The sequence below is a fragment of the Pantoea sp. SGAir0184 genome (assembly GCF_043544755.1).
In genome coordinates this window covers 2,742,085-2,755,621 of the sequence record NZ_CP028050.1, presented here as the reverse complement: position 1 = coordinate 2,755,621, position 13,537 = coordinate 2,742,085, and the positions used below count along the sequence as shown (strand labels likewise).

Sequence of the window (13,537 nt, the reverse complement as noted above, 5' to 3'; positions counted from 1 at the left end):
GTATGCTAATCCTCTGACGTATCGGTCCTGAAAGGAGAAAAGTATGGATCACCGTTTACTTGAGATTGTGGCCTGTCCGGTCTGCAACGGAAAACTGTATTACAACAAAGAGCAGCAGGAGTTGATCTGCAAACCCGACGGCCTGGCGTTCCCGGTGCGTGACGGTATTCCGGTATTGCTGGAAGTAGAAGCGCGCACCCTGTCCGTTGAAGAGATTCATCCATGAGTTTCGTGGCGATTATTCCGGCACGCTACGCCTCCACGCGCCTGCCGGGCAAACCGCTGCTGGATATTCACGGTAAACCGATGGTGGTGCACGTGATGGAACGTGCACGCGAGTCCGGCGCCGAGCGGGTGATTGTGGCCACCGATCATCCTGACGTGGCGGCGGCGGTGACGGCTGCCGGCGGGGAAGTCTGCATGACGCGCGCCGACCACCAATCTGGTACCGAGCGTCTGGCCGAGGTGATTGAAAAGTATCAGTTTGCTGACGATACCATCATCGTGAACGTGCAGGGCGACGAGCCAATGATTCCGGCCGAGATTGTGCGTCAGGTTGCGGACAATCTGGCCCAGGCGGATGCCGGCATGGCCACGCTGGCGGTACCGATTCACGAGGCAGAAGAGGCGTTCAATCCCAACGCGGTAAAAGTGGTCACTGATGCCAGCGGCTATGCGCTCTATTTTTCACGTGCGACCATTCCGTGGGATCGCGAACGTTACGCGCAGTCGCGTGAGCAGATTGGCGACACGCTGCTGCGCCACATCGGTATCTATGCCTATCGCGCCGGTTTCATCCGTCGCTATGTGGCATGGCAACCCTGTGCGCTGGAGCAGATCGAGTTGCTGGAGCAGCTGCGCGTGCTGTGGTACGGCGAAAAGATCCACGTGGCGGTAGCGGCCACCGTGCCGAGCGTCGGTGTGGATACGCCTGACGATCTGCTGCGCGTGCGAGAAGCGATGCAGGTATAATCGTCAGCGGCCAGCGACCCGGCTGGCCGCAAAGTTTGATCTGGCGCTAAGTTTCGCGCCGTCATGACCTCCAGGATGGTGCAATGAGTTAACTCCGGAGGACTCTTCCATGGAACAACTCCGTGCAGAACTGGCGCTGGTGCTGGGCGAAGGCGTTAGCCGGCTGGAAACCATCAGCGAACAGGCACAATCCCGTCTTTACGCCCTCTATGATGACTACGGCAAGCCGATGCCGCTGGTGGCCAAATATTTTCGTCATCAGGGACGCGCCGCGCTCGAAGCGAAAAAACTCACCATGCTGGCGCATGAAGGGCTAATTACGCTGCCCACGGTGTATGGCCTGGTTTTGAGTCAGCAACCGCCGGCGCATGAAATGCTGCTGCTGGCGCGCTTAAATGGCGTATCGGCCGAAGCGCCGGCGCGCACGGCAGCGCGCTGGGAGCAGCTGTGTGAACAGATTGTCGAAGGGCTGCTGGCGTGGCACCGCATTGATAGCCATGGCCTGGTCGGCAGCGTTGACAGCGTGCAGGAAAATCGCTGGCCGGCATGGTATCGCCAGCGGGTGGAGGTGCTGTGGTCCACGCTGGGCTATCTGTCGCCCCCCGGATTTACCCACGCCGATCGTCAGATTCTGTTCCGCAGCCGCGAACAGCTGGCGCAACTGTTTGCCGGCTTTGACGACCCGTGCGTGCTAATGCACGGCAATCTGCGTCTCGCCAGTATGCTGAAAGACCCGCACAGCGATCAGCTGGTGGCGATGACCCAGCCGGGCACCATTTTGTGGGCTCCGCGTGAGTATGAGCTGATGCGCCTGGCGGAAAACGGTGCTGAAGCATCGCTGCTGCAGCACTATTTACAGCGTGCGCCGGTGGATGAAGGTTTCGTCTGGCGCCGCTGGCTCTATCAGCTGTGGGATTGCGTTGACACGCTGGTCAGCAGCGGCCAGTTTGACCGGCCGCGCTTTGACCATGCCCGCGCACAGCTACTCCCCTGGCTCGGCTGAAGGTTCGCCACTGCCGCGCAGCCGCTGCCAGATCAGCCCCAGCGTTTCGTACACCGCGCGCTGGCTATGGCTGAGCCACAACGGCGAGGGCAGCGTGCGATCCCAGACGCTGATCGGTGAGGTGATCGCCAGCTGGTTAGCCGGTGCCGGTAGCGGATTCAGGCCGGCGCTCTGGAAAAAGTGCATGGCGCGTGGCAGATGGTTGGCAGACGTCACCAGCAGAAACGGATGCTGCCCGATGGTCTGCTTCACCGCCAGCGCTTCTTCGCCGGTGTCATGCGGCTGATCCAGCACGATAATGGCATCGTCGGGCACGCCGAGGCTGCGCGCCACCTCAGCGGCAACGCTGGCGTTGCTGCGCGGATTGTAGCCCGCAGCGGCACCGGTGAAGATCATTTTGGCCTGAGGATAGCGTCGCCACTGGCGAACGCCTTCGGTCACGCGCGGCAGGCTGTTGTTCAGCAGGTTGGAGCTTGGTGCCCACTGCCGGTTATAGGTGTAACCCCCGCCCAGCACCACGATATAGTCCACCGGCTCGCTGCCATTCCACGTGGCATACTGGTTTTCCAGCGGGGCCAGCAGCCGGTCGGCCACCGGTTGTAGACTCAGCAGTAACAGCATCAGCCAGCTCAATGAGATAAGGATTTTGCCGCTTTTTTGCCAGCGGCTGAACCAGAGCAGTAAAAGTCCTGCCGCCATAAGCGTTAACAGCAATGGCAAAGGCAGTAGCATCGCGCCAATCCATTTTTTTAAGGCAAAAAACATCGAAAAAGTCTCCTTTTGTCCGAAAAAACAGCAGCCAGACAGTTACTGCGGCATGAAAGGTTCATTCTTGTCGAGCCTGTGACAAAATAGCACAAGTTGAATGCAGCAAAGCGGAGCCATCACCATGCAGGATCGTAACTTTGACGATCTGGCGGATAAATTCTCGCAAAATATTTATGGCACCCGTAAAGGCCAGGTGCGTCAGGCGATCATCTGGGATGAGCTGAACGCCATTCTGCCGACGCTGCCCGCCGGCCCGCTGAGGGTGCTGGATGCCGGTGGTGGTGTCGGTCAGATCTCCAGCGGCCTCGCCGCGCAGGGGCACCAGGTACTGCTGTGCGACCTGTCGGGCGAGATGCTTAAGCTGGCCGCCGCCCATGCGCACAGCGCAGGTGTGAGCCACAACATGCAATTCAAACAAATTAGCGCGCAGCAGGTTGGCGAACATTTGGATAAGCCGGTGGATCTGGTATTGTTTCACGCTGTGCTTGAGTGGGTGGCGGATCCGCTGGCGGTGCTGCAGGCGCTGTGGCATACGCTGAAACCCGGTGGTGTGCTGTCGCTGATGTTTTATAACGCGCACGGCCTGACGTTCCGCACCCTGACGCTCGGCAATTTCGGCTATCTGCGCGCCAACATGAACAAGCGCAAAAAACGCACGCTGTCGCCGGATTTCCCCCGCGATCCTGACGATGTACAGCGCTGGCTGACGCAGTGCGGATTTATCACCGAGCAGCGTGCCGGTATCCGCGTGTTCAGTGACTACATGAAGCCGCAGCCCGGCGCCGGGAAGAGCGTTGAGGAAATTATTGAGATGGAACGGCGCTACTGTCGTCAGGAGCCCTTTTTGAGTTTAGGGCGCTATATCCACGTGACTGCGCGCAAACCCAGGTAGAAGGATCAACTATGAGCGAATTTTCCCAGACGGTCCCCGAACTGGTGGCATGGGCGCGCAAGAATGACTTTTCCCTTGCGCTGCCGGTAGAACGTCTGGCGTTTTTGCTGGCCATCGCCACCCTCAACGGGGAGCGCATGGACGGCGAGATGAGTGAAGGTGAGCTGATTGACGCCTTTCGTCACGTCAGCAAAGCGTTTGAACAAACCCACGAAACCGTTCAGGTCCGTGCCAACAACGCCATCAACGACATGGTGCGTCAGCGCCTGCTTAACCGTTTTACCAGCGAGCTGACCGAAGGTCACGCCATCTATCGTCTGACGCCACTGGCGATCGGCATCACCGACTATTACATCCGCCAGCGCGAATTTTCCACGCTGCGCCTGTCGATGCAGCTGTCGATTGTCGCGCAGGAGCTGAAGCGCGCCGCCGACGCCGCCGAGGAAGATGGCGACGAATTTCACTGGAATCGCAACGTCTTTGCGCCGCTGAAATATTCGGTCGCGGAAATCTTTGACAGCATCGACATGACGCAGCGCCTGATGGACGAACAGCAGCAGGCGGTAAAAAGCGATATCGCCGATCTGCTGAATAAAGACTGGCGCGCGGCCATTTCCAGCTGTGAGCTGCTGCTGTCGGAGACCTCCGGCACGCTGCGCGAACTGCAGGATACGCTGGAAGCGGCAGGCGACAAGCTGCAGGCTAACCTGCTGCGGATTCAGGACGCCACGCTGAGCAGCCCGGATCTGGGCTTTGTCGACAAGCTGGTGTTTGACCTGCAAAACAAGCTTGATCGCATTATCAGCTGGGGCCAGCAGGCTATCGATCTGTGGATCGGTTACGACCGCCACGTGCACAAATTTATTCGTACCGCCATCGACATGGATAAAAACCGCGTGTTCGCGCAGCGTTTACGCCAGTCGGTGCAGAACTATTTCGATCAGCCGTGGGCGCTGACCTACGCCAATGCCGACCGTCTGTATGACATGCGCGATGAAGAGATGACGCTGCGTAACGACGAGGTGATGGGCGAACTGCCGCCGGAAATGGAGTACGAAGAGTTTAACGAAATCCGCGAGCAGCTGGCGGCGATGATTGAAGAAGCGCTGCAGATTTACAAGCAGCAGCAGAAGCCGCTGCATCTCGCCACGGTGATGCGTGACTATCTGGCGCAGTATCCCCGCGCGCGCCACTTCGACCTCGCACGTATCGTCATCGATCAGGCGGTGCGACTCGGCGTGGCCGAAGCCGATTTAGCCGGTCTGCCTGCGGAATGGCAGACCATCAATGATTACGGAGCCAAGGTGCAGGCACATGTCATCGACAAATATTGAACAAGTGATGCCGGTCAAACTGGCGCTGGCACTGGCAAACCCGATTTTTCCCGCGCTTGATAGCCAGTTACGCGCCGGCCGCCACATTGGTATTGAAGAGCTGGATAATCACGCTTTTCTGATGGATTACCAGCCGTTCTTAGAAGAGTTTTATGCGCGCTACAACGTTGAGCTGATCCGCGCACCGGAAGGGTTTTTCTATCTGCGTCCGCGCTCAACCACGCTGATCCCGCGCTCGGTGCTGTCCGAGCTCGACATGATGGTGGGTAAAATTCTCTGTTATCTCTACCTGAGCCCGGAGCGGCTGGCCAATGAGGGCATTTTCACCCAGCAGGAGCTGTACGACGAGCTGCTGTCGCTGGCGGATGAAAGCAGGCTGCTGAAGCTGGTTAACCAGCGCTCCACCGGGTCGGACCTGGATCGCGCCAAACTGCAGGAGAAGATGCGTGCGTCGCTCAGCCGTCTGCGCCGTCTCGGCATGGTGTGGTTTATGGGCAACGACAGCAGCAAGTTCCGCATCATGGAGTCCGTTTTCCGCTTTGGTGCGGATGTGCGCAGCGGTGACGATGCACGTGAAGCGCAGCTGCGCCTGATTCGTGATGGTGAAGCGATGACGCTGGAGAACGCACCGGTCGCCAGTGAGAGCGACGAGGCAGAAAATGACAGCGAACACGACGCGAGCGAGCGCGCGGAGGATGAACAGGCATGATTGAACGCGGTAAATTTCGATCGCTCACGCTGATCAACTGGAACGGTTTCTTTGCCCGCACCTTTGATCTGGATGAGCTGGTCACCACGCTGTCCGGCGGTAACGGTGCTGGTAAATCGACCACCATGGCGGCGTTTGTTACGGCACTGATTCCGGACTTAACCCTGCTGCATTTCCGTAACACCACCGAAGCCGGTGCCACGTCCGGCTCGCGCGATAAGGGCCTGCACGGCAAACTGCGCGCGGGCGTCTGCTATGCGGTGCTGGACGTGCTCAACTCGCGCCATCAGCGCGTGGTGGCTGGCGTGCGCCTGCAGCAGGTAGCCGGACGCGATAAGAAAGTCGACATCAAGCCGTTCAGTATTCACGGGCTGCCGACCGATACGCTACCAACCGATATGCTGACCGAAATTCTTGGCAGCCGTCAGGCGCGCGTGCTGCCGCTGGCAGAAGTGAAGGAGCGGGTGGAAGCGCAGGAGGGCGTGCAGTTCCGCCAGTTCAGCTCGGTCACGGACTACCACGCCATGATGTTTGAGCTCGGCGTAGTGCCGCGTCGCCTGCGCACCGCCGGCGATCGCAGCAAATTCTACCGTCTGATCGAAGCCTCGCTGTATGGCGGTATCTCCAGCGCCATTACCCGCTCGCTGCGCGACTACCTGCTGCCGGAAAACGGCGGCGTGCGTAAAGCGTTCCAGGATATGGAAGCGGCGCTGCGCGAAAACCGCATGACGCTGGAAGCAATTCGCGTCACGCAGTCGGACCGCGATCTGTTTAAGCATCTGATCTCTGAAGCCACCAGCTACGTTTCTGCCGACTACATGCGCCACGCCAACGAGCGTCGCATCCATCTTGACGGTGCGCTGCAGCTGCGTAACGAGCTGTTCACCAGTCGCAATCAGCTGGCATCGGAACAGTATCGTCACATCGAAATGGCGCGCGAACTCTCTGAGCACAACGGCGCAGAGAGCGATCTGGAAACCGATTATCAGGCGGCGAGCGATCACCTTAATCTGGTCCAGACGGCGATGCGTCAGCAGGAGAAGATCGCGCGTTACGACGCCGATCTGGAAGAGCTGACTTATCGTCTCGAAGAGCAGAATGAAGTGGTGGCCGAAGCGCGTGAGGTGCAGGAAGAGAACGAAGCGCGCGCTGAAGCGGCGGAAATTGAAGTCGACGAGCTGAAAAGCCAGCTGGCCGATTTTCAGCAGGCGCTTGATGTGCAGCAAACCCGCGCCATCCAGTATCAGCAGGCGTTGCAGGCGCTGGAAAAAGCGCGGGCGCAGTGCCAGCTGCCGGACCTCACCATCGACAACGCCGCAGAGTGGCAGGAAACCTTCCAGGCGCGCGAAGAAGAAGCCACCGAACGGCTGCTGCGCCTGGAGCAGAAGCTGAGCGTGGCGGAAGCGGCGCACAGCCAGTTTGAACAGGCGCTGGCGCTGGTTACCAGCATTGCCGGCGAGGTAAGCCGGCAGGATGCGTGGCAGGTCGGGCGCGAATTGCTGCGCGATGCCGCTAACCAGCGCCATCATGCCGAACAGCTCTCTTCGCTGCGTCTGCGTCTCAACGAACTGGAAACCCGCCTGCGCGAGCAGCATGACGCCGAACGTCTGCTGGCCGACTTCTGTAAACGTCAGGGCCAGCATTATGACGCTGACGCGCTGGAAGGCCTGCAGCGCGAACTGGAAGCGCAGATAGAGCAGCTGAACGAAAGCGTGGCCGACGCTGGTGAACGCCGCATGCTGATGCGCCAGGAGCTGGAGCAGCTGCGCGAGCGCATCACTGCGCTGACCGCGCGGGCACCGCACTGGCTGGCGGCGCAGGAGATTCTTACCCAGCTGAGCGAGCAGACCGGCCAGACGCTGAGCAGCAGCCAGCAGATCACCGAATATATGCAGCAGCTGCTGGAGCGCGAGCGTGAAACCACCGTTGAGCGTGATGAAGTGGCGGCGCGCAAGCGTGAAGTTGAGCAGCAGATTGCGCGACTCAGCCAGCCGGGCGGCGCGGAAGATGCGCGCCTGACCCAGCTGGCGGAGCGGTTTGGCGGCGTGCTGCTGTCAGAAATTTACGATGACGTGACGCTGGATGATGCGCCGTACTTCTCCGCGCTGTATGGCCCATCGCGTCACGCCATTGTGGTACCGGACCTGTCGCTGGTGCGCGAGATGCTCGACGGCCTTGAAGAGTGTCCGGAAGATCTCTATCTGATCGAAGGCGATCCGCAGTCGTTTGATGACAGCGTCTTTAGCGTCGACGAGCTGGAAAATGCGGTCGTTGTCAAAGTGGCGGAGCGCCAGTGGCGTTATTCGCGCTTCCCGAAAGTGCCGCTGTTTGGTCGCGCGGCGCGGGAAAATCAGCTGGAGCTGTTGAACAATGAGCGCGACCAGCTGGCCGAACGTTTTGCCACGCTGTCATTTGACGTGCAGAAAACCCAGCGTCTGCATCAATCGTTTAGCCGCTTTATCGGCAGCCACCTGGCGGTGGCCTTCGACGAAGATCCGGAAGCGCAGATGCGTCAGCTCAACAGCCGTCGTGGCGAGCTGGAGCGTGCGCTGGCGCAGCACGAGAATGACAATCAGCAGCAGCGTGCCCAGTTCGAGCAGGCAAAAGAGGGTGTGGCGCAGCTCAACCGCCTGCTGCCGCGCGTTAACCTGTTGCTTGACGACTCGCTGGCCGACCGCTGCGAAGAGATTCGTGAGCGGGTGGAAGAAGCCCAGGAAGCCGCGCGCTTCCTGCATCAGCACGGTGCGAAACTCAGCAAACTGGAGCCGCTGGTGGCGGTGCTGCAGAGCGATCCGCAGCAGCACGAACAGCTGACGCGTGATTATCAGCAGGCGCAGCAGCAGCAGCGCGAAGCGCGTCAGCAGGCATTTGCCCTGACCGAAGTGGTGCAGCGCCGCGCGCACTTCAGCTATGAAGATTCGGCTGGCATGCTGACCGGTAACAGCGATCTCAACGAAAAACTGCGCCAGCGTCTGGAGCAGGCGGAAGGCGAACGCAGCCGCGCGCGCGAACGCCTGCGCGAACATCAGGCGCAGCTGACGCAGTATTCCCAGGTGCTGGCATCGCTGAAGAGTTCGTACGACGCCAAGCGCGACATGCTGAAAGAGTTGCAGCAGGAGATGCAGGATATTGGCGTGCACGCTGATGCCAGCGCCGAGGAGCGTGCGCGCAGCCGGCGTGACGAACTCTACACGGCGCTCAGCCACAACCGTGCGCGTCGCAATCAGCTGGAGAAACAGCTCACCTTCTGCGAAGCCGAGATGGATAGCCTGCAGAAGAAACTGCGCAAGCTGGAGCGCGATTATCACCTGATGCGTGAGCAGGTCGTCAGCGCCAAAGCGGGCTGGTGCACCGTGCTGCGCCTGGTGAAAGAGAACGGCGTCGAGCGCCGTCTGCATCGCCGCGAACTGGCTTACCTGAGTGGCGACGAGCTACGCTCAATGTCGGATAAGGCCCTCGGTGCGCTGCGCCTGGCGGTCGCGGATAATGAACACCTGCGCGATGTGCTGCGCATGTCGGAAGATCCAAAACGGCCGGAGCGCAAGATTCAGTTCTTTATCGCCGTCTATCAGCATCTGCGTGAACGTATCCGTCAGGACATCATTCGTACCGACGATCCGGTTGAAGCTATCGAGCAGATGGAGATTGAGCTGAACCGTCTGACCGAAGAGCTGACGGCGCGTGAGCAGACGCTGGCGATCAGCTCGCGCAGTGCGGCCAATATCATCCGCAAAACCATTCAGCGCGAGCAGAACCGCATCCGTCAGTTGAACCAGGGCCTGCAGGCGGTGAGCTTTGGCCAGGTGCGCAGCGTGCGGCTGAACGTCAACGTACGCGAAACGCACGCCATGCTGCTGGATACGCTGTCGGAAGAGCATGAACAGCATCAGGATCTGTTTACCAGCAATCGCCTCACGTTCTCAGAAGCGCTGGCGAAGCTGTATCAGCGTCTCAATCCGCAGATTGATATGGGCCAGCGCACGGCGCAGACCATCGGTGAAGAGCTGCTCGACTACCGCAACTACCTTGAGATGGAAGTGGAAGTGAACCGCGGCTCAGACGGCTGGCTGCGCGCCGAAAGCGGGGCGCTGTCGACCGGTGAAGCGATCGGTACCGGTATGTCGATTCTGGTGATGGTGGTGCAGAGCTGGGAAGAGGAGTCACGGCGTCTGCGCGGTAAAGATATTTCACCGTGCCGCCTGCTGTTCCTCGATGAAGCCGCGCGTCTTGATGCGCGCTCCATCGCCACGCTGTTCGAACTGTGCGAGCGTCTGGAAATGCAGCTGGTGATCGCCGCGCCGGAGAATATCAGTCCGGAAAAAGGCACCACTTATAAGCTGGTACGTAAAGTCTTTAACAATACGGAGCATGTGCACGTGGTCGGACTGCGCGGTTTCTCCGCCGATCCGACGCCGGTGAAACAGGAAAATCCCGGCGCAGGCGTGGCCACTGAAAATAGCTAGCAGCAAATCTGGTTAAAAATTCAGGCTGCGGTTAATCTGTAAACGGCATCGGCCCTGCGAGGCGGATGCCGTTTTTTATTTTATACTCAACCATAAGAGTACAGGCGGTACACGGCGTTTTCAGGATGCTGTGTCTTTGGTAAGAAGGGGGCAGGGATGTTGCTGAACAAGAAGAGCAGAGTTAATCGTGCTGCAATAGCACTCAGTTTGTCACTGATGGCGGCACCGCTGGTTATCAGCCAGGCGGCAGACGTCGGCGCGCTGCCGCACAGCACGCTGTCTGTGGTTGCCAGCCAGCAGCAAATTCAGCAGGCATTTAGCCCCAGCGAACGACCCTTTTATCTGCCCGGCCTCGCCGGCATCTATGCGGCACGCAACATGGCGCCGCTGTGGCAGGATCGCGACGCCGTGCAGGCTTTCCAGCAGCAGCTGGCAGAAGTGGCGCTCTCCGGCGTACAGCCGCAGTTTACCCGCTGGGTAGAGTTGCTCACCAATCCGGATATTAAAGGCTTCGCGCGGGACGTGGTGCTGAGCGACGCCATGCTTGGCTATCTGCAGTTTGTCGCTAACGTACCAACCCAGGGCGAAACCTGGCTGTACAGTAATGTGCCGTATAAGCTGACCATGCCGTCACTCTCCGCCATCAATCAGTGGCAGAACGCGGTGAACGGCGGCGGCAGCCGCGCCTTTGTGGTGTCGCTGCAACCGCAGCATCCGCAGTACGCACCGATGCACAGCGCGTTAAAAGCGTTGCTGACCGATAACCGGCCGTGGCCGCAGCTGCGCGATAAGGGCACGCTGCGCCCGGGTCAGATCAGCGATGATGTGCCGGCGCTGCGTGAGATTCTGCAGCGCACCGGGATGCTGACCGGCACGCACAGCGCGACGCCCACGCCAGCCGACGATGCCGTCCCGACGGCGCCGCAACCGGTGAGTCAGAGCGATCAGCCCGTGGCCGTCAGCCCGTCGGCCACCAGCGTCAGCGATCTGCCGGCGCAGGTTCCGCAGGCCAGCGGCAACATCAGCACGGTCACCCCGGCGGCCAGCAATAATGTCTACGACAACACGCTGGTGGAGGGGGTAAAACGCTTCCAGCACTGGCAGGGACTGGCAGACGACGGTGCCATCGGCCCGCGCACCCGCGAGTGGCTGAATGTTTCGCCGCAGATGCGTGCAGCGCTGCTGGCGCTGAATATCCAGCGTCTGCGTCTGCTGCCGGATGACATGCACAACGGCATCATGGTGAATATTCCCAACTATTCCCTGACCTACTACAACAACGGCAATACCATTCTGTCCTCGCGGGTGATTGTCGGTCGTCCGGACCGCAAAACGCCGCTGATGCGCAGCGCGCTCAATAATGTGGTGCTCAATCCACCGTGGAACGTGCCCACCACGCTGGTGCGCCAGGATATCGTGCCGAAGGTGAAGCAGGATCCGAGCTATCTGTATAAGCACGGCTACACGCTGCTGTCGGGCTGGAGCGCTGATGCGGAAGTGATCGATCCGTCGATGATTGACTGGCACATGGTGTCCGCCGCCAGTTTCCCGTATCGCATTCGTCAGGCGCCGGGAGCCAGCAACTCGCTGGGCCGCTATAAATTCAACATGCCGAGTTCAGACGCGATTTATCTGCACGACACGCCGAATCATGGCCTGTTCCAGCGTGATATCCGCGCGCTCAGCTCCGGCTGCGTGCGCGTCAACAAAGCTTCTGAACTGGCCGATCTGCTGTTGCAGGACGCGGGCTGGAACGACAGCCGTATCTCTGACACGCTGAAGCAGGGCGATACGCGCTACGTGCCAATTCGCCATCGTATTCCGGTCAATCTCTACTACCTTACGGCCTGGGTGGCGGACGACGGCCAGCCGCAGTATCGTACAGATATTTACAATTATGATAACCCGGCGCGCTCCGGCAGCCAGGTGCTGACCAAAGCGGGGCAGCTGCTGCTCTAAGCGTTGATTTCCCTGTTATCCTTCCCTCAAAGAAAATGGCAAGACCGGTCTGGAAAATTGATTTCAGACCGGTTTTGCGCATTCTGTGACAGATTGCGGGTTGACTGCTCTCCAGGCTGCGGTTACTGTTCGGCCTTGTGTACTTTTTGCACATATTTTTATCGTTTTAGATTAGGTAACCCCGCTTCATGGCTAATTTTGATTCTCAACGTCGTCGTTTATTGCTGCTGGGTGGCGCAGCGGCTGGATTGTCACTGCTGCCGGGTGCAGCGCTGGCGTCAGTTTCCACCTCCCGCCCCCGGGTATTAACGCTCAGTAACATGCATACCGGTGAAACCCTCAAAACTGAGTTTTTTAACGGTAAGAGTTATGACAAGGATGAGTTAGCTCGCTTAAACCACTTCTTCCGCGATTACCGCGCCAATCAGGTTAAACACATCGATCCGCATCTGTTTGACCAGCTCTATCGTTTGCAGACGCTGCTCAACACGCGCAAACCGGTGCAGCTGATCTCCGGCTACCGTACGCTGGCGACCAATAATATGCTGCGTGAATCGGGCCCTGGCGTGGCTAAACACAGCTATCACACCAAAGGGCAGGCGATGGATTTCCACATTGAGGGCATTTCTCTGAGCAATGTTCGCAAAGCGGCGTTATCTATGCGCGCCGGTGGTGTAGGATATTACCCGCGCAGCAACTTCGTACACATTGATACCGGGCCTGCAAGGCACTGGTCCTGATACCGGCAGCGCTGCGTGTGTCGGTCATGGAGCGCTATGAATTACCTGATTATTCCGGTCACCGCCTTTTCACAGAACTGTTCCGTTATCTGGGATGACGAGACGCAACAGGCTGCGCTGGTTGATCCCGGCGGCGATGCCGAAACCATTATTGCCGTGCTGGCGGAGCGAGGCTTAACGCCGTCGCAAATCCTGCTGACCCACGGCCATCTCGATCACGTCGGTGCTGCTGCCCAACTGGCGCAGCACTATCAGGTGCCGATCGTCGGGCCGCAGCCAGCCGATGCCTTCTGGCTCGATAACCTGCCCACTCAAAGCCGGATGTTTGGTTTGCCGGAGTGCGCGCCGCTGACGCCAGATCGCTGGCTGGAAGAGGGCGAAACGGTACAGCTGGGCAACGTGACGCTGGAAGTGCTGCATTGTCCAGGGCATACGCCTGGCCATATCGTGTTCTTTGATCGTGCTGGCCGTCTGCTGATCTCAGGTGATGTGATTTTTAACGGTGGCGTCGGGCGCACCGATTTTCCGCAGGGCAGCCACAGCGATCTAATCGCGGCCATCCAGGATAAACTTCTGCCGCTGGGTGACGATGTGACGTTTGTTCCCGGCCATGGCCCGATTTCCACCCTCGGCCACGAGCGCGTCAGTAATCCTTTCCTGCAATAAAAAAATGGGCCATCAGGCCCATTTTTCGTTG

At 59.3% G+C, this 13,537-nt stretch carries 11 protein-coding genes; 10 read left to right on the top strand and 1 reads right to left on the bottom strand.

Annotation, left to right across the window (positions count from 1 at the left end; translation table 11 throughout):
* Positions 1-43 precede the first annotated feature (43 nt).
* The 3 genes from C1N60_RS13090 (at position 44) to C1N60_RS13080 (ending at position 1,975) form a co-directional block, all read left to right on the top strand.
* The gene (locus C1N60_RS13090) at positions 44-226 is read left to right on the top strand and encodes a Trm112 family protein (protein WP_010618270.1); all 183 of its coding nucleotides are present in this window, start codon (positions 44-46) and stop codon (positions 224-226) included.
* Positions 223-972: a 3-deoxy-manno-octulosonate cytidylyltransferase gene (gene kdsB, locus C1N60_RS13085; protein WP_104186987.1), complete on the top strand. Its 750-nt coding sequence runs from the start codon at positions 223-225 to the stop codon at positions 970-972. Before C1N60_RS13090 ends, kdsB begins: the two co-directional genes overlap by 4 nt.
* A gap of 109 nt (positions 973-1,081) precedes the next feature.
* Positions 1,082-1,975 (top strand): YcbJ family phosphotransferase, encoded by an 894-nt coding sequence (locus tag C1N60_RS13080; protein ID WP_394520953.1) that lies wholly within the window; start codon positions 1,082-1,084, stop codon positions 1,973-1,975.
* Here C1N60_RS13080 and elyC read toward each other — a convergent pair.
* Complete coding sequence (gene elyC / locus C1N60_RS13075; protein WP_104186983.1) at positions 1,955-2,740, bottom strand: envelope biogenesis factor ElyC; 786 nt, start codon at positions 2,738-2,740, stop codon at positions 1,955-1,957. The two genes, C1N60_RS13080 and elyC, sit on opposite strands and share 21 nt — an antisense overlap.
* Positions 2,741-2,864: 124 nt before the next feature.
* Between elyC and cmoM the strand changes: the two genes are divergently transcribed.
* The 7 genes from cmoM to C1N60_RS13040 all read left to right on the top strand — a co-directional run bounded on the left by cmoM (position 2,865) and on the right by C1N60_RS13040 (position 13,506).
* Positions 2,865-3,635 (top strand): tRNA uridine 5-oxyacetic acid(34) methyltransferase CmoM, encoded by a 771-nt coding sequence (gene cmoM / locus C1N60_RS13070; protein ID WP_021508337.1) that lies wholly within the window; start codon positions 2,865-2,867, stop codon positions 3,633-3,635.
* A gap of 11 nt (positions 3,636-3,646) precedes the next feature.
* Positions 3,647-4,969, top strand: a complete 1,323-nt coding sequence (gene mukF / locus C1N60_RS13065; RefSeq protein ID WP_394520952.1) for a chromosome partition protein MukF — start codon at positions 3,647-3,649, stop codon at positions 4,967-4,969.
* Positions 4,950-5,678, top strand: coding sequence for a chromosome partition protein MukE (gene mukE / locus C1N60_RS13060; protein ID WP_031279857.1), 729 nt, complete (start codon positions 4,950-4,952; stop codon positions 5,676-5,678). Before mukF ends, mukE begins: the two co-directional genes overlap by 20 nt.
* Positions 5,675-10,141: a chromosome partition protein MukB gene (gene mukB, locus C1N60_RS13055; RefSeq protein ID WP_394520951.1), complete on the top strand. Its 4,467-nt coding sequence runs from the start codon at positions 5,675-5,677 to the stop codon at positions 10,139-10,141. The genes mukE and mukB overlap by 4 nt, the downstream gene beginning before the upstream one ends.
* Before the next feature lie 156 nt (positions 10,142-10,297).
* Positions 10,298-12,100, top strand: a complete 1,803-nt coding sequence (gene ldtD, locus C1N60_RS13050) for a L,D-transpeptidase (protein WP_394520950.1) — start codon at positions 10,298-10,300, stop codon at positions 12,098-12,100.
* A 188-nt stretch (positions 12,101-12,288) separates the two neighbouring features.
* On the top strand, positions 12,289-12,840 hold the full coding sequence (locus C1N60_RS13045; RefSeq protein ID WP_031279855.1) for a YcbK family protein: 552 nt from the start codon (positions 12,289-12,291) through the stop codon (positions 12,838-12,840).
* A gap of 36 nt (positions 12,841-12,876) precedes the next feature.
* Complete coding sequence (locus C1N60_RS13040; protein ID WP_136546403.1) at positions 12,877-13,506, top strand: MBL fold metallo-hydrolase; 630 nt, start codon at positions 12,877-12,879, stop codon at positions 13,504-13,506.
* Positions 13,507-13,537: the final 31 nt, after the last annotated feature.